The following is a 16,612-nucleotide window of genomic DNA, read 5'->3' as shown; positions in this document are numbered from 1 at the left end:
AGCGGTCGGCAAGGTGCGGTGACTAGGGAGGAAGCGTCTCGTGAGCAGCAGGCCATCCCGAGGCGCTGCTCGCCTCGCAGCCATACTGGACGCCCTCCCGGACGCCTTGGTGCTGGTCAACGCCAACGGGACGGTCGTCAACGCCAACACCATCGCCCTGGAGGCCTTCGAGACCCCGGGGACCGCTCTGGTGGGCCGCGGGCTGCTCGACCTGCTGCCGCAGTTCGACTCCAAGCTCATCCCCGGCTCCATGCGCCGCCCCGAGCACCTCGACCCGCGTGCCCGGACCAAGCCGACCCGGATGGTCGCGCGCCGGACCGACGGCACGGAGTTCCCCGTCGAGGTCACCAGCGCGAACCTCGAGAACGGGCAGCAGGCGTACGACGGTTACGGCTACACCGGCGACGAGCTGCTCATGCTCGTCGTGCGCGACCTGTCCGGGACCGTCGACACCGAGGCCGAACTCGCGCGGTCGCAGCGGCAGACCGAGATGATCCTGCGGGCCGCGTCCGAGGGCGTCGTCGGGACCGACACGGACGGGCGGATCGTCCTGGTCAACCCGGCCGCCGCCCAGATACTGGGCCACCGCGCCAGCGACCTCGGCGGCCGCGAGCTGCACACGCTCGTGCTGCACTCGCGCGCCGACGGCTCGCCCTTCCCGTACGACGAGTCCCCACTCGCCGACACCCTGCGCTCCGGGCGCAAGCACCGGGTGCGCGGGCAGGTGCTGTACGCCAAGGACGGCGGGAAGGTGCCGGTCGACCTGACGACCGCGCCCGTGCGGGACGGCGACCAGCTCGTCGGTGCCGTCATGACCTTCACCGACCGGCGTCCGTACGACGCCGTCGTCGAGGAGAAGGAGGCGGCCGACAAAGCCCACGCCGAGGAGCTGGAGCGGCTCTCCGAGGAGCAGGCCTCCGAGCTGACCGCCCTGCGCCAGCAGCACGTCACCGAACTGGAGGAGCTGCGCGAGCGGCACGCCGAGGAGCTCGCCGCGAACGAGGAGCGGTACGCCGCGCTCGGGGAGCGGGAGAAGGACCGCTTCGAGGCGCTCGCCGCCCGGCACGACCAGCTGCTGACCCTGCTCGGACGGTCCCTGCGCGGGCCCCTGGAGGAGCTCCGCCGCGAGCTGGCCGCCCTCGCCGCCGACGACGCCGGCCAGCTGTGGCCCGAGGCCAACCAGGTGCTGCACCACCTGTCGGCCGGCTACTCGCGCATCACGACCCTCATCGACAACGTCCTCGGCTACCAGCGGCTCGACGCGGGCGGCGAGAGCGTCTCCCGTACGAAGGTGATGCTGGACGCCGTCGTCGCCGCCGGGGTCGACGGGGCCGTGGAGCTCATCGGACCGGGGCGGGTGCAGTTCGCCGTGCACGCGCCGCCCATCGAGGCCGAGGTCGATCCCCGGCTGCTGGCGACCGCCCTCGCCCATCTCGTCGCGGACGTCGCGGGCGTCGACGCGACCGGCAACACGCCCGTGTCGGCGGGCGGTTACATGGACAACACCGTCGTCGTGGCGGCGGCGCAGCGCGGCGAGGGCGTCCGTATCGAGGTGCGCGGGCCCTACGCGGGTGGCGACACAGTCCACGAGCCGATCGTGCGCGGGATCGTCCGGGCGCACGGCGGTGTGCTGCAGACGCACGAAGTGCCCGGGATGAGCGGGAGTGCTTACGTCCTGGAGGTGCCCATCGGGGGCGGGGCCGGGGCGGTCGCCGCGCAGCCCGTGGACGAGGGCGCTGCCGTCGCCGTGCCCGACGAGCAGACGTCCGGTGGGGGGCGGCGCCGGGCGCGCCGGGCCTCCACCGACGCGTTCCTGGACAGCGAGGTGACGGGCGACGAGGGCGAGGGAGCCGGTCCTTCCGGTGCCGTTGCCGAGGGTGCGGCGCCCACCGGGCGGCGCAGGCGGCGGGCCGCCGGGGAATCGGCCGCTCTGCCGGCGCAGGCCTCCGGTGAGCAGGGCGGGTCCGGCGGTACCGGGCGGCGGCGCGGTCGTCCGGCCGAGGACGCCGCTGCGGGCGCGGCAGGCCCGGCCGGCACAGCAGGCCCGGCCGGCACAGCAGGCCCGGCGGGCGCGGCAGGCACAGCGCCCGTGGGAGCGCTCGGGAGTGCCGTCCAGGGGGTGTCCGAAGGAGCCGTGGTCACGGCCGCCGAGCACGCGGCCGGGGCCGCCGCCTCCAACACGGGGCTGGGCGGGACCGTTCCGCCGCAGGGTGTGCCCGCGCCTTCCGGGCGGCAGGCCCGGCGCGAGCCCGGTGAGCAGCATGCGCTGCCGCCCGCGCTGCCCGCGCCGTCGTCCGGCGAGGGCACCGGCGGCTCGGGTGAGGCGGTGGCCGCCCCGGGCCAGGCCCCTCAGCCGACCGGGCGCCGGCGGCGGGCCCTGGCCGCCGCGAACGAGCGGGCCGCGGCCGCGCAGGAGGCGGCGGGACCGCGTCCGGTCTTCGCGCTGCCGCCTGCGGAGGCCGATCAGACGGCGCAGGCGGGCCAGGTGGGACAGGCAGAGCAGGCGGGGCAAGCGGGGCAAGGAGCTGTGGCGGCTCCCGGCTCCGCAGGTGCCGTCGGCGTTGCTGGTGCCGCGGGTGTGCCTGGTGCCGCTGCCGCGGGTGTGCCTGGTCCCGTCGGCGCTGCTGGTGCCGCGGGTGTGCCTGGTGCCGCGGGTGTGCCTGGTGCCGGTTCCGCGGGTGTGCCTGGTCCCGTCGGCGCTGCTGGTGCCGCGGGTGTGCCTGGTGCCGGTGCTGGTGTGGCTGAGGCGGCCGGGTCTGCGGTGCCCGCGAGTTCCGGTGACGGGGCGGTCGACGAGGGCGGGCACGATGCCGTGCCCCACGACCAGTCCGCCGATCACACTCCTGCGCAGCCGCATCCGACGAGTGCGCCGACCGGACGCCGGAGGCGCGCCGTGGCCGCGCCGCAGCCAGCGGAAGCGGAAGCGGCCGGGGCGCAGGGGGCTGTGTCCGGAGCGCCCGGTGCCTCCGCGGTTCCCGGTTCGCCCGTGCCCGGGGTCGGTCAGCCGGCTCCGGTACCGGGTGGTAGCCCCCAGCAGGCTGGCCAGGCGGTGGCGGGTGCCGTGCCGCCCGGTGCCGTGCCTGTCGGTGCCGAGCGGGGGATGACCGCGCGGCCCCAGGACGCCACCGGGCAGCTCCCGCCGGGCCAGGCCGGTCCGGCGCAGGCAATGCCTGGGCAGGGTCCTGCCGGGCAGGCAGTCCCCGGGCAGAGTGCAGTTGGTCAGGGCTTTGCCGACCAGGTCGCGCCGGCTCCGGGCGCACCGCCGCAGGGCACACCGGCACCGCAGGGTGCAGCCGTACCTCCGCAGGGCGTCGCTGTTCCCCCGCAGGGCACCGCCGCACCTGCGCAAGGTACGGCCGTAGCGCCGCAGGGCACCCCGGTTCCTCCAGGCGCAGCCGTACCGCCGCAGGGCACCCCTGTCCCACCGCAAAGCACCGCCGTACCCCCGCAGGGCACCCCTGTCCCACCGCAAAGCACCGCCGTTCCGCCTCCAGATGGGGTGCTCCCTGCTGCGGGGGTGTCGCTGCCTGCTCAGGGTGGGCTCGGGCAGAGTGTGCAGGGTGCTCTTCCCGGGCAGGTGCTGCAGGCCCCGGTGCAGGCGCAGGCCGCGCAGCCCCTGCCGCCGCAGGGTGTCGTCCCCGGGGCGGGGCAGCACACCTCCGCAGGGCAGCCGCTCCCCGCCGAGGCGGTTACGGGGCAGCAGGCGCAGGTGGCCCCGGCGCAGGAGACCGACGGTCGGGGCACCCCCGTCCCGCAGAACTGGCCCGCCGCCGACACCACCTCCGGCGCGGGGGCCGTCGCGCACCCGGCGGCGCAGCCCGGCGCCACCCCGGCCCCTGGCACGCCGTTGCCCCCGGAGGGGACCTCGCGGGCGGCTCAGCCGTTGCCCGCCGAGGCCGCGGGGCCCGTCGACCCGAACTCCACGCAGGGCCGGGCGATCAGCGTCCGGACGCTGGGGCAGGGCGTGCCGTTCAACCGGCAGGCCGCCCAGGTCCAGCAGCCGTCCGTCCCGCTGTCGGCGACGCCTCCCCCGCATCAGCCGGGCGGCTCGGGCCGCCGCCGCAAGCTCGGTACGCCGCCCGACCCCGCCACGCGCACGGACCCGGGCGCGTGGAGCGAAGCCGCTCCCCGGCCCGAGCAGGCGGCCCGCCCGGCGCAGGCCGCGCCGCCGGCCCCGCAGGTCCCCGCCCAGGCCCCGGCGCCCGCGCCCGTCCCGGCGCAGCCGTCCCTCGCGGGGCAGTCGCGGCTCGCGCCCGCGACCGAGGGCGGCGGGCGGTCGTACGCCATAGGCGCGCCGGACGAGAACGCCGCCGAGGGGCCCGAGCCGCTGGACGGGCCGGGCGGTGCCGTCGAGGTGGCCGACCCGCCGCGGCCGCAGCCGATGGACGACGAACTTCCGCCGGAGCCGCTGGACAACCCGAGGCGGCTGCTGGTGTGGCCGGCGCCGGACGTCAGCACACAGCGGGCGCTGAGCGACCGCGGCTACCGGCCGGTGATCGTGAACTCGCGCGAGGAGGTCGACGCGCAGATCGCCGCCTTCCCGGCCGCGCTGTTCGTCGACCCGCTGACCGGACCGATCACCCGGACGGCACTGCAGTCGCTGCGGCAGGCCGCCGTGGCCGCCGAGGTGCCGGTCCTGGTCACGGCCGGGCTCGGGCAGGCCTCGCGGGACGCGGCGTACGGCGCTGATCCGGCCGTGCTGCTGAAGGCGCTGGCGCCGCGCGACACCGAGCAGCATCCGCCGCGCGTCCTGCTCGTCGAGGAGCACGCGGAGATCGCGCTGGCGCTGACGGCGACGCTGGAGCGGCGCGGGATGCAGGTCGCGCGGGCGGCGAGCGACACGGACGCGGTGACGCTGGCCGGGCAGTTCCGGCCGAACCTGGTCGTGATGGACCTGCTGCAGGTGCATCGGCGGAAGGCCGGGATCGTGGACTGGCTGCGGGCGAACGGGCAGCTCAACCGCACGCCGCTCGTCGTCTACACCGCCGCCGTCGACCAGGCCGACCTGCCGCGGCTGGCGTCCGGGGAGACGGTCCTCTTCCTCGCCGAGCGGTCGACGAGCAACGAGGTGCAGTCCCGGATCGTGGAACTGCTCAGCCGGATCGGGACCAACTGACCTGCGGGTGCCCGCGCCCTACCGCGTCGTGAGCCGCCGGGCGGCCTCCTTGACCGAGGCGCGCAGGCGGTCGCGGTCGGGGTCCGTCTCGCCGGCGAGGATGCGCCGCATCTGCGGGACGACGGCGGTCCAGTTGGCCAGGGCGGTCAGCAGGAAGAGCAGATCGCCCGCCGGGATGGCGTCGGTGACGACGCCCCGGGCCTGGCCGTCCCGCAGGGCGGCGACCTTGCGGGCGTAATGCTCCTGACGGTCGGACTCGTGAGGCAGTTCCGTGCTGCCGTACTCCAGGCCCTCCCAGAAGAGCAGGCGCAGCAGCTCCGGGTGGGCGGCGTGGTAGTCCATGAGGCGGTCGACCCAGCCCTCGATGTCGTCCGGGTCGACGGGTACGGCCTCGGCGAGGTGCAGCATCTTCTTCTCGAGGACGATCGCGAACAGCTCCGCCTTGTTGCCGAAGTAGGCGTAGATCAGCTGCTTGTTGGCCTTCGCCTCGGAGGCGATGCGGTCGATGCGGGCCCCGGCGATGCCGTGCCGGGCGAACTCGGCGACCGCCGCCTCGAAGATGCGGGCCCTGGTGGCCTCGGGGTGCCTTGCTGCCATGGGGAAGAGGGTAGCGCGCCGGGTAACCAACTGTTTGGTTGACAGGGAATGAGCGGGCGGCCCAGACTGTTGGCCCGCTATCCAACCAACCAGTTAGTTACTAGAGCCGACTCCAAGGAGTCCTCCTCCATGTCCTCAGCGACCACGGCCTCGGCCTCCTCCCGGGGCACGGCTCCCGCGCCGCGGCCCCGTACACCCGCCCCCGGTCTCTTCCTCTCCCTGCTCGCGGTGTGCAGCGCGGTCACCGCCGCCAACATCTACCTCGCCGCACCGCTGCTGACGCTCATGGCCCGCGACTTCGGCTCGGCCCCCTCGGCGGTCGCCTGGATCGCCTCGGTCGCCCAGCTCGGTTACGCCGTCGGCCTGCTGTTCTTCGCCCCGCTCGGCGACAGCGTGAGCCGGCGCCGGCTGGTCGCCTCCCTGACCCTCGTCACCGCGGTCGCGCTGGTCGCCGGTGCGGCCGCGCCCGGTGCCGGGGCCCTCGCGGTCGCCGTGTTCGTCGCCTCGGCGGCGACCGTCGTCCCCCAGCTGCTGGTGCCGCTGGTCGCCGAACGCGCTCCCGCCGACCGGCGGGCCCGTCATGTCGCGGCCGTCATCGCCGGGCTGTTCACGGGGATCGTCGGGGCCCGGGTCCTGGGCGGGCTCGCCGGGGAGGCCTTCGGCTGGCGCTGGGTGTTCGCGGGTGCGGCCGTGCTCACCCTCGCCCTGGGCCTCGCGACCGCGGCCGTGCTGCCGTCGCGCCGGCGGGGGAACGGCGCGCTGTTCTCGGGCCTTGCCGCACTGCCCTCGGTGCTGCGGGGCTCGGCGGAGCTGTGGCGGGCGTGTGTGCGGCAGGCCGGGATGTTCGGTGCGTGGAGCGCGCTGTGGACCTCGCTGGCCCTGCTGCTGACCGGGCCGGCGTACGGGCTCTCCACCGCGACCGCCGGGTTGTTCGGGTTGTTCGGGCTGACGGCGAGTGCGGTGGCCCCGCTGGCCGGCGGGCTGGTGGACCGGTTCGGGGCGGCGCGGGTGGTGCACTCCGCGTATCTGCTCGCCGCCGTGTCGGTGCCGCTGTTCGGGCTGGGCGGGCAGGTGCTGTGGGCGCTGTGCGCCGCCGCGATCCTGATCCACGCGGCGCTGGTCGCCTCCCACGTGGCCAACCAGACCCTCGCGCTGACGGCCACCGCCACACCCGCCACCGCCAACACGGCTTATGTGGTCGCCGGTTTCGCGGGCGGCGCGACCGCCTCGGCCCTCGCGGGCGCCGCCTACAGCCACTTCGGGTGGGGCGGGGTGTGTGGTGTGGCCGGGGTGTGGCTGGTGCTGGGGTGGGGGACGACCTGGTCGCGGCGGTGAGCGCGATGGCCCGCCCCGTTCCCCGCCCCCCGGCCCGCACGTCCTGCCCGCAGGACAGGAGCCCCCGGTTGTGGCCGGGGGCTCCGTGCGGTTCGGTCGGCCGGTTAGCCGGTTAGCCGGTTAGCCGGTTAGCCGGTCAGGCGGTCAGGCGGTCACCGTCAGCCGGTCAGGCCGTTCCGCCCGTCAGCCCGTCAGGACCGTTCCGCCACGTCAGCCAGTCAGCCGGTCAGGCCGTTCCGCCCGTCAGCCCGTCAGCCCGTCAGCCCGTCAGCCCGTCAGCCCGTCAGCCCGTCAGCCCGTCAGGACCTTTCCGCCACGTCAGCCAGTCAGCCGTTCCGCCCGTCAGCCCGCCAGCCCGCCAGCCCGTCAGGACCGTTCCGCCCGTCAGCCAGTCAGCCGGTCAGGCCGTCAGCCGAGGGAGGTGACATCCAGCTCTCCTTCGGCGTACCGGCGGCGCAGCACCTTCTTGTCGAACTTGCCGACGCTGGTCTTCGGGACCGCCTCGACGATCGACCAGCGCTCCGGGAGCTGCCACTTGGCGATGTGGCCCTCGTCGGCGAGGAAGGCGCGCAGCGTCTCGAAGGTGGCGGTGGAGCCCTCCTTGAGGACGACCGTGGCGAGGGGGCGTTCGCCCCACTTCTCGTCGGGGACGGCGACGACCGCCGCCTCGGCGACCTCCGGGTGGGACATCAGGGCGTTCTCCAGCTCCACCGAGGAGATCCACTCGCCGCCGGACTTGATGACGTCCTTGGCGCGGTCGGTGAGGGTGAGGAAGCCGTCGGGGGAGATCGTCCCGACGTCACCCGTCTTGAGCCAGCCGTCCTCGCTGAACTTGTCGGCGGGGCGCAGGGGTTCGCCGTCGGGGCCGTTGTAGTAGGCGCCCGCGATCCAGGGGCCGCGCACCTCCAGCTCGCCCGCGGACCGGCCGTCCCAGGGGAGGCGTTCGCCGTCGGGGCCGGTCAGGCGGCCCTCGACACCGGCCGGGAAGCGGCCCTGGGTGATGCGGTAGGAGAACTCCTCCTCCGTGCCGATCACGGCGGCCGGGGGACGGGCGATGGTGCCGAGCGGGGACGTCTCCGTCATGCCCCAGGCGTGGCAGACGCGCATGCCCAGCTCGTCGAAGGCCTGCATCAGCGAGGGCGGGCAGGCCGCGCCGCCGATCGTGACCTGACCGAGGGAGGAGACGTCTCGGGGGTGCGCGGTCAGCTCGGCGAGCAGGCCCTGCCAGATGGTGGGGACGGCGGCGGCGTGGGTCGGCTTCTCGCTCTCGATCATCGCGGCGAGCGGCGCCGGCTGGAGGAAACGATCCGGCATCAGCATGTTCACGCCGGTCATGAACGTGGCGTGCGGCAGGCCCCAGGCGTTGACGTGGAACTGCGGCACCACCACGAGGGAGGTGTCCTCGTCGGTCAGCCCCATCGACTGGGCCATGTTGACCTGCATGGAGTGCAGGTAGATCGAACGGTGGCTGTAGACCACGCCCTTGGGGTCTCCGGTGGTGCCGGAGGTGTAGCACATGGCGGCGGCCTGGCGCTCGTCCAGCTCGGGCCAGTCGTACGAGGTCGGCTTGGAGGCGATCAGGTCCTCGTACTCGTGCACCCGGGCGGTCGCGTCAGCGAGCAGGGAGCGGTCGCCGGGCCCGGTGACGACGACGTGCTCGACCGTCTTCAGGTGCGGCAGCAGAGGGGCGAGCAGGGGGAGCAGGGAGCCGTTGGCGATGATCACGCGGTCGGCGGCGTGGTTGACGATCCAGGCCAGCTGCTCCGGCGGCAGGCGCAGGTTCAGGGTATGCAGGACCGCGCCCATGGACGGGATCGCGAAGTAGGCCTCGACGTGCTCCGCGTTGTTCCACGCCAGGGTCGCGACGCGCTCGTCGGCGGCGACGTCCAGGTCGTCGTGGAGCGCGTGGGCGAGCTGGGCCGCGCGGGCGCCGATCTCGGCGAACGAGCGGCGGTGCGGTTCGTCCTCACCGGTCCAGGTGGTCACCTGGGATGTCCCGTGGATCGTGGACCCGTGGGTCAGGATCCTCGAGATCAGCAGCGGTACGTCCTGCATGGTGCTCAGCACGGCGTCCTCCCGGGGCGGCATTGCCTACGCGGTAGTAAGGGTTGCGCTGATTCTGCTCACATACCGCTCGGTATGTCACTAGGACCGGACGATCGATCAATTCACGTCGGAAGAGGCGACCGTTCACCGGGGCACGACACAACCGCTCACTGCCGGACAATTCCCAGCTCAGCGTCTTCGCGGAGCTTGCCGAGCGCGCGGGAGACGGCCGATTTCACCGTGCCCACCGAGACCCCGAGCACCTCGGCCGTCTGCGCCTCGCTGAGGTCCTCGTAGTACCGCAGGACCACCATCGCCCGCTGCCGGGCCGGCAGCCGCATGATCGCCCGCCACATCGCGTCGTGCAGGGCCTGCCGCTCGGCCGGGTCGTCGGCGCCCGGCAGCGGGTCCGGCTCGGGCAGCTCGTCGCAGGCGAACTCGTCGACCCTGCGCTTGCGCCACTGCGAGGTCCGGGTGTTGAGCAGCGCCCGGCGGACGTAGCCGTCGAGGGCGCGGTGGTCCTCGATGCGCTCCCAGGCGATGTACGTCTTGGTGAGGGCGGTCTGCAGCAGGTCCTCGGCATCGCACGGGTTGCCGGTGAGCGAGCGGGCGGTCCGCAGCAGCACCGGCCGGCGGGCCCTGACGTACGAGGAGAACGACGGGTACGGAAGGGTCTGCGCCGCTGGTGCGGCCGCCTTCGAAGCGGTGGTGCAGACGGGTGAGGTCATGGCTCAACGCTATGAGCGGGCCCACGCCCGCGGATCGGCCGCAGGTCCCGAAGCGGCGTCCCCCTCAGGTTGTACGGGTGGGGCTGCCTGCACCTCCTGGAGGTGGAGCGCGGCGGCCGGACGACTGCGGGTTCACCCCTGAGGGACGCCTCCAGCGCACCCGCCGCGGCCGCACGCGGACGCGGAGAGACGTCTGCGCGGCGGTACCGGAGCACCGCCGCCCAGACGCTTGCCACCCCACGGAGCACACCCCACGCACGGCGGGCCGGTGCCGGTGCACCGGCCGGCTCAGCTCACCACAGCGGGGAGAAGCCGATGGCGGTGTCGGAGTTGCCCTGGTTGACGGCCGTGAACGCCGAGCCGTTGATCTGGGCGGTGTTGCTCTGGCTCGTGGCACCCTCGCCGATGGCCTGCTGCTGGGTGGTCGCCGTGTTGCCGAAGTTGTCACCGCCGACGCCGCTGGCGAGGCTGTCCTGTTCGGCCCCCGCGGCGGCCGCGATGGATCCGTTGTCCGCGAAGGCGCCGGTGTCCGCCGTCGCGACACCGGTGAAGAGGGCGGCTGCGAGCGGAAGGGCGGAGACGGCGGCGATGACGCGGGCGGTACGGATGCTTGCCATGGTGCTGTCCCTCCAGGACTTCGAAAACCCTTGCCGCACCGGCTCATGGCCTTGAGTGCGCGAAGTGCCGCTGCGACCAGGGAAGTCGGCCGGCCGCCCTGGTGTGGTGCTCGACGTCGCGCCTCCAGAGTTGCCCAGCGGATCCCGGTGAACCACATCGGAAGCCGCTCTTCGCACGCAGGCGTGAGGAGACGCCGATAAACCCCTTCACGTCACTTCCGTCCCGGACGCTACGGAAGGTGCTGTTCGGCCCCGGACGCCGCACGGGGTGAAGCGTTCCGGCACTTTTCGGGCACACCGCTCCGCCCGGCGCGTCGCGGTCGCTCCCTCTTCCCTTTTTCGCCGACCGCTGCTGGGAAAAGGCCCGACCGCTGGCGACGGGGGATGCACCAGCGGTCGGGCTATGGCCAAGGGTAACAAGCGCTTGCCGTGTCCGAGCCGACTGACTGTCACGAAACAGGTGTTGTGACTCGTATCACCAGACGTCGGCGAAGGGCGGGCCTCCGCGCGCGGGCGGGTCCGTTCAGGGGCCGCACGGCGGGTCGTAGGAGAGGCGCGGAAGGTACGCGCGCCAGGTGTCCGGCGTCAGCACGCCCCGGGTCGACGCGCAGATCCGCCGCACGGCCTGTTCGACGTCCAGGTCCCAGATCCGGATGGTGTCGGCGCCGCTGGAAACGCCGAGCATGTGGCTGCCGGGGCCGAAGGCGAGGAAGTCGCCGGTCCTGGCGCTGTGGCTCATGGACGCGCCGATCGCGGTGGCGTGCGAGGGGTCGGAGACGTTCCACAGCCGGACCGTGCTGTCGTTGCCGCCGCTCGCCAGGGTGCGGCCGTCCCGGCTGAAGGTCAGGGACACGACCGCTTCGGTGTGGCCGGTCAGCCGGGCCCGCTGGGAAGCCTTCGCGGGGTCGGCGACGTCCCAGAGGCGGACGGAGTTGTCGTCGCCGGCGCTGGCCAGGGTGCGGCCGTCGGGGCGGAAGGCGAGGCAGTTGACCGCCCCCAGATGGCCCCGCAGCGGCTTGCCGATCAGGGTGGGCCGGCCGGGATCGGCCGCGTCCCACAGCCGGATCGTGCCGTCCGCGCTGCCGCTGGCGAGGGTGCGCCCGTCGGGGCTGAAGACGAGGGAGTTGACGTAGCCCTTGTGCCCGGTGAGGGGCGTGCCCAGCCGGCGGGGCCGGGAGCGGTCGGCGATGTCCCACAGCTGGACGGTGCGGTCGTCGTCGGCGGTGGCCAGGACCCGCCCGTCCGGGCTGAACGCCAGCGGGTCGGCGTACCGGATGCGCAGGGGGACGGACGAGCCGTGCGGGACGGGCCGCCGCGGGTCGGTGAGGTCCCACAGCTGCACGGCGCGGTCGCCGGTCACCACCGCGAGGGTGCGTCCGTCCGGCGCGAACTCCAGCGACCGCACGCCGCCCTCGCCCGGCCGGAACGGCTCGCCGATCCGCACGGGACGGGCGGGTTCCCGGACGTCCCACAGCCGGATCCGGCCGTCCCGCCCGGCCGTCGCCAGCACCCGCCCGTCGGGGCGGAACGCACCGGTCCGGCCGGTCATGTCCGAGGTCGGCGTCGCCCACAGGCGCACCCTGTTGTCGCCCGTGCCGGTGGCCAGGGTGCGCCCGTCGGGGCTGAAGCCGAGCGCGTACATCTCACCGCTGCTGCCCGCGAGGGGCGCGCCGACCTGCGACGGGTAGGCCGGATCGCTGACCTTCCACAGACTCGCGGTGCTGTCGGCGCTGGCGGCGGCGAGCATGGTCCCGCCGGGGCTGAACGCCACGGACCAGATCGGGCCGGTGTGGCCGGTCAGCGGCGCCCCGATCTGGGCCGGGCGCCGGGGATCGGTCGTGTTCCACAGCCGGACGGTGTTGTCCTCGCCGCCGCTGGCGAGGGTCCTGCCGTCGGGGCTGAAGGCCACGGAGTGCACGACGGCGCCGTGCCCGGTCAGCGCCGGGCCGACCCGTTCGGGACGCCCGGGCCGGCCGACGTCCCACAGCAGGATCGTGCCGTCGTCGCCGCCGGACGCGAGGGTCCGGCCGTCCGGGCTGAACGCCACGGAGCGCACGGCCTCCGTGTGCCCGGTCAGGGGTTCGCCGAGGGCACGCGGCCGGCGCGGGTCGGCCACGTTCCACAACCGGACGGTGCGGTCGTCGCCCACGGAGGCCAGCGTGCGGCCGTCCGGGCTGAAGGCGATCAGGTAGATCGTGCCCTCGTGGCCGGTCAGGGGCTTGCCGAGCGACCGGGGGCGGTCCGGCCGGGTCGCGTCCCACAGCCGGATCGTTCCGTCGTCGGAGGCACTGGCCAGGGTCCGCCCGTCGGGGCTGAAGACCGCGCTGCTCACCCAGCTCGTGTGGCCGGTGAGCGGCTTGCCCAGGGGCTCGGGACGCTGCGGGTCGGTGACGTTCCACAGGCGTACGGTCCGGTCGTAGCTGGCGGTGGCCAGGGTCCTGCCGTCCGGGCTGAACGTCGTGAGGTAGACGGCGCCCGTGTGGCCGGTGAGCGGGGTGGCCAGCGGGGCGTTCACCACGGAGATCAGGCGGCTGGTGGCGCCCTCGTCGTCCGGCCGGAGCCGGTGGGCGACCAGGTCGAGCTGCGCGGACAGCGACGGGTCGGTGTCCTGGACGCGGTCGGCCTGCGCCAGCACCTGCTCGAACACGGCCTCGTCGCGCTGCTTCCATGCGATGACCGCCGCCCCGACGGCCAGCACCGCCAGTACGACCAGCGTCGCCACCGCGCCCCGGCTGATCCACAGGAACCGCCGGCGCAGCCGGACCGAGGCGGCCAGGAACTCCACCGCGCTGCGCGTCAGGAACGTGTTCCCGGCCGACCTCGCCCAGCCGTGGGCCTGTTCCAGACGGGAGCCCCGGTAGAGCAGCGACGTGTCGCGGCCCGACTCCTCCCAGGCCCGGCCGTCCTCCTCCAGGCGCTGGCGCAGCAGATTGCCCTGTCGGTCCCCGTCGATCCACTCGCGCAGCCGAGGCCAGGCGTGCAGCAGCGCCTCGTGGGTGATCTCCACGGTCTCCGCGTCGAGCGTGACCAGCCGGGCGCGCACCAGGGCCTCCAGGGACTCCTCGGTCTTGCCCGGGTCGGCCGACTCCTGGGCCAGCTGACGCCGGGTGCCGCGGCGGCGCGTGGCCTGGGTGTCCTCGCCGAGCCGGACGAGGCGGAGCAGGAGCAGCCGGGCCGCCGTGCGGGCCGCCGGGTCGAGGCCGGACCAGGCCCGTTCGGCGGTCGCCGCCACCGCGCCCTGGATGCCGCCGGCCGCGCGGTAGCCGGCCAGCGTCAGCCGGCCCGCCTTCCTGCGCTGCCAGGTGGCGAGCAGGGCGTGCGACAGCAGCGGCAGCACGCCCGCGTTGTGCGCCCCGCGCGGCCGGTCCGCGCTGACCTCCCGGACGATCAGCTCCGCCAGGCCCGGTTCCAGCTCCAGCCCGACGGCCTTGGCGGGCCCGGTCACCGCCTCGCGCAGCTCGGCGGTGGTGAGCGGTCCGAGCACCATGTGCCGGTGCTGGAGGGCGTCGGCCAGTTCGGGGTAGCGCAGGCACTGGTCGTAGAAGTCGGCCCTTATGCCCAGCACCACGACGGCCGGGGGCGGGGCGCCGGGGGCGGGCGGTGTGCAGGCGGCGTGCAGGGCCCGGACGAAGGTGCGGCGGTCCTCCTCGTCCGGGCAGAGGGTGAAGGTCTCCTCGAACTGGTCGACGATGACGACGGGCCGGGCGCCGGAAGGAGCGGTTCGCCGTGCCCAGGCGGTGACGGCGGCCCGGACCGCTTCCCGGAAGGCGGCGGGGCGGTCGGTTCCGGCGGGGGTGGGGCCCGGGAGGGACGCGCCGGAGGCCCTGGACGGCTCGAAGGCCTCGGAAGGACCGTCGGGGAATGCGGAGACCTCGGACCCCGTCGACGCGGCGGCGAGGAGGGGCGCCAGCTCGGGGACGCTCCGGGCCAGTTCCGCCAGCGGGTCGCCGCCCGGGACGAGCTGCACGACCTCGCGCGCCGGGCCGCCCCCGTCACCTCGGTCCGCGGCGGCACGGCCGTCCCCCGCCGGGGTCCGGTCGGAGCCGGGGCCGTCCCGGCCGTCCGGAGCACGGCTCTGCTCCTCATGGCCGGGGCCGCCGCTGCGCTCACCGTCCAGCGCCCCGGCCCGCAGCGCGGGCACCAGCCCGGCGTTCAGCAGGGAGGACTTCCCGGCGCCCGACGCGCCCACCAGCATGACCAGGCCGCCCGTGTCCGCCACGGCTCCCAGCTGGGCCACGAGCGAGTCCGTGCTCCGCTCCCGCCCGAAGAACCACCGGGCGTCCTCCCGGCGGTAGGAGGCCAGCCCCCGGTACGGGCACACCCCACCGGGCGCGGGCGGCGCCTCGGCGTCGGGCCGGTCCTCCCACGCGGGCGCGTCGGACGCGGCGGAACGCTCGCCGACCGGGTCGGCCACCGCGGCCTCCCACAGCCGCTGCCACTGCCCGAGGTCGTACAGCCCCGGGGACACCGGCGAGGGCCGCGCGCGGCGCGCCTCGGGGATGAGCACGAGCAGCACGGCCGAGAGCGCGGCGAACTGGGCGGGTACGTTGCGGGCCCGGCGCCAGTCGCTGATCCGCTGTGCGGACACCCGCACGGGCCGGCCGCGTTCGTCGGCGCGCTGGAGCCGGACGACCGATTCGGACACACGTTTGAGGGGAGGGTTGCCGGCTTCCTTGTACAGCAGTGCGAGGCGTTCCGCGAAGGCGGTGCGTGCCCCCGAGTCGGAGCCCAAGGTCTCCCCCTCCCTGCTCGCGCCATCCGGGCGTCCGGACCGGAAAACTCACTCTATATCGCTGACCTGCGGCAATACCGTCCGCGCACCCCCGGAACCTCCTCGTCCACGGCCGGAAATGGCAGGATCCGGCCCCAGCAACACACCCACCCGGTCAGCTCCATCCGCGTCGGACGACCACGGCTCCACCGTCCGGCACCGGTCCCCACGAGGGGAGGGACCGGTGCCGGACGATGTGGTGACCCTCCCGGCGGGCCGTGCGCTCCGCCCCCGCGCCCCGATACCACCCGGTACTTGTCGGCCGTTTCTTCCCGCCCCGCCGACTTGCCGTTCCGACCGCACGCCGCCGGCCGGCGGGTCCGGTTCAGCCGATGACGCGCTGGGCAGTCAACGGGTGCACCACCTGACGTCCACGGCCCACCACGCCGACCGGAGGGGAAAAGGGACATGAGGGTCTCTCTCGACCGCGATCTCTGCTACGGCTCCGCCGAGTGCGCGTACCGGGCCCCGGCGGTCTTCGGGTTCGTCGACGGATTCGGTGTCGTCCGTCCGGGCCGCGAGCGCTCGGGGGACGACCCGGAGGTCCTGGCGGCGGCGGAGAAGTGCCCGAGCCAGGCGATCCGCCTGACCGGGACGCCGGCGCCGGAACGGCCGTAGCGGGGCCGGCCGTAGCGGGGCCGGATGACGCTCCCGAGCCTGCTCGCGGTCTTCGCCCACCCCGACGACGAGTCCCTGATGGCGGGCGGCCTGCCCGCCCGGCACGCGTCGGCGGGCGCCCGGACGGCGGTCGTCAGGGCTACCTGGGCCCCGGACACCCCCGCGCGCGGCGGAGTCGGCCGAGGCGCTCCGCGTCCTCGGCGCCGGCCCGCGCCTGCTCGGGTACGCCGACTCCCGCGTCCCGCACCCGGCGCCCGGCCGACCGCGCCCGTGCGACGCCCCGCTCGACGAGACAGTCGGGGAACTGGTGGGCCACCTCCGGCAGTTCCGTCCGGACATCGTGGTCACCCACGACGCGTACGGCGGCCTCACCGGGCACGAGGACCACGTCCGCACCCACCGCGCGACCCTGCTCGCGGTCCACGCGGCCGGGCTCGAAGGCCTCTGCCCGGGCACCGGCACCCCCTGGCAGCCCAGCGCCCTGTACCTGGCCACGCACCCGCGCTCGGCGGTCCGCACCTGGGACGGGCACCTGGCCCCCGAGGGCAAGGCGCCGCGCACGGTCCCTGACGAACGCGTCACCGACACGGTCGACGTCACGCCCTGGCTCGACAGCAAGACCGCCGCGATCCTGGCCCACCGCACGGAGGTCGCACGCGGAGCGGCCCCGGCCCTGATCGCCGCGCTCCCGGCGGCGGAACGGCACCGCCTGCCGGGCACGGAGTGGTACACCCGCCACGACCCGGCACCCGCGCCCGCACCACAGCCGGAACCGCCGCGCTGA

Annotated in this window: 8 protein-coding genes and 1 pseudogene; 4 read left to right on the top strand and 5 right to left on the bottom strand. The window is 74.8% G+C overall.

The window, feature by feature from the left end; all coding sequences use genetic code 11:
* Nucleotides 1–40: 40 nt before the first annotated feature.
* Nucleotides 41–5,116, top strand: a complete 5,076-nt coding sequence (locus tag ACFW6P_RS03470; RefSeq protein WP_386422821.1) for a PAS domain-containing protein — start codon at nucleotides 41–43, stop codon at nucleotides 5,114–5,116.
* 18 nt (nucleotides 5,117–5,134) lie between these two features.
* Here the strand turns inward: ACFW6P_RS03470 and ACFW6P_RS03465 are convergent, their stop codons facing one another.
* On the bottom strand, nucleotides 5,135–5,713 hold the full coding sequence (locus tag ACFW6P_RS03465) for a TetR family transcriptional regulator (RefSeq protein ID WP_386422819.1): 579 nt from the start codon (nucleotides 5,711–5,713) through the stop codon (nucleotides 5,135–5,137).
* Between the two features lie 129 nt (nucleotides 5,714–5,842).
* Here ACFW6P_RS03465 and ACFW6P_RS03460 point away from each other — a divergent pair, with 129 nt between their 5' ends.
* Nucleotides 5,843–7,048: an MFS transporter gene (locus ACFW6P_RS03460; protein ID WP_386422817.1), complete on the top strand. Its 1,206-nt coding sequence runs from the start codon at nucleotides 5,843–5,845 to the stop codon at nucleotides 7,046–7,048.
* A gap of 408 nt (nucleotides 7,049–7,456) precedes the next feature.
* Here ACFW6P_RS03460 and ACFW6P_RS03455 read toward each other — a convergent pair whose 3' ends face one another.
* The 4 genes from ACFW6P_RS03455 to ACFW6P_RS03440 all read right to left on the bottom strand — a co-directional run bounded on the left by ACFW6P_RS03455 (nucleotide 7,457) and on the right by ACFW6P_RS03440 (nucleotide 15,171).
* On the bottom strand, nucleotides 7,457–9,136 hold the full coding sequence (locus ACFW6P_RS03455; RefSeq protein ID WP_386349010.1) for a long-chain fatty acid--CoA ligase: 1,680 nt from the start codon (nucleotides 9,134–9,136) through the stop codon (nucleotides 7,457–7,459).
* Between the two features lie 125 nt (nucleotides 9,137–9,261).
* Complete coding sequence (locus ACFW6P_RS03450) at nucleotides 9,262–9,822, bottom strand: SigE family RNA polymerase sigma factor (protein ID WP_386349013.1); 561 nt, start codon at nucleotides 9,820–9,822, stop codon at nucleotides 9,262–9,264.
* A gap of 293 nt (nucleotides 9,823–10,115) precedes the next feature.
* Nucleotides 10,116–10,439: a hypothetical protein gene (locus ACFW6P_RS03445; protein ID WP_386349014.1), complete on the bottom strand. Its 324-nt coding sequence runs from the start codon at nucleotides 10,437–10,439 to the stop codon at nucleotides 10,116–10,118.
* 523 nt (nucleotides 10,440–10,962) lie between these two features.
* The gene (locus ACFW6P_RS03440) at nucleotides 10,963–15,171 is read right to left on the bottom strand and encodes a hypothetical protein (RefSeq protein ID WP_386349016.1); all 4,209 of its coding nucleotides are present in this window, start codon (nucleotides 15,169–15,171) and stop codon (nucleotides 10,963–10,965) included.
* A 447-nt stretch (nucleotides 15,172–15,618) separates the two neighbouring features.
* On the opposite strand from ACFW6P_RS03440, the gene ACFW6P_RS03435 reads away from it, so the two are divergent.
* Nucleotides 15,619–15,828: a ferredoxin gene (locus ACFW6P_RS03435; protein ID WP_386349018.1), complete on the top strand. Its 210-nt coding sequence runs from the start codon at nucleotides 15,619–15,621 to the stop codon at nucleotides 15,826–15,828.
* Between the two features lie 24 nt (nucleotides 15,829–15,852).
* Nucleotides 15,853–16,612: pseudogene (locus tag ACFW6P_RS03430) on the top strand (PIG-L deacetylase family protein).

It is taken from the genome of Streptomyces sp. NPDC058741, from assembly GCF_042746715.1.
Lineage (GTDB): Bacteria > Actinomycetota > Actinomycetes > Streptomycetales > Streptomycetaceae > Streptomyces.
The sequence above is the reverse complement of the archived record's forward strand: the minus strand, read 5'-3'. Positions and strand labels throughout refer to the sequence as shown.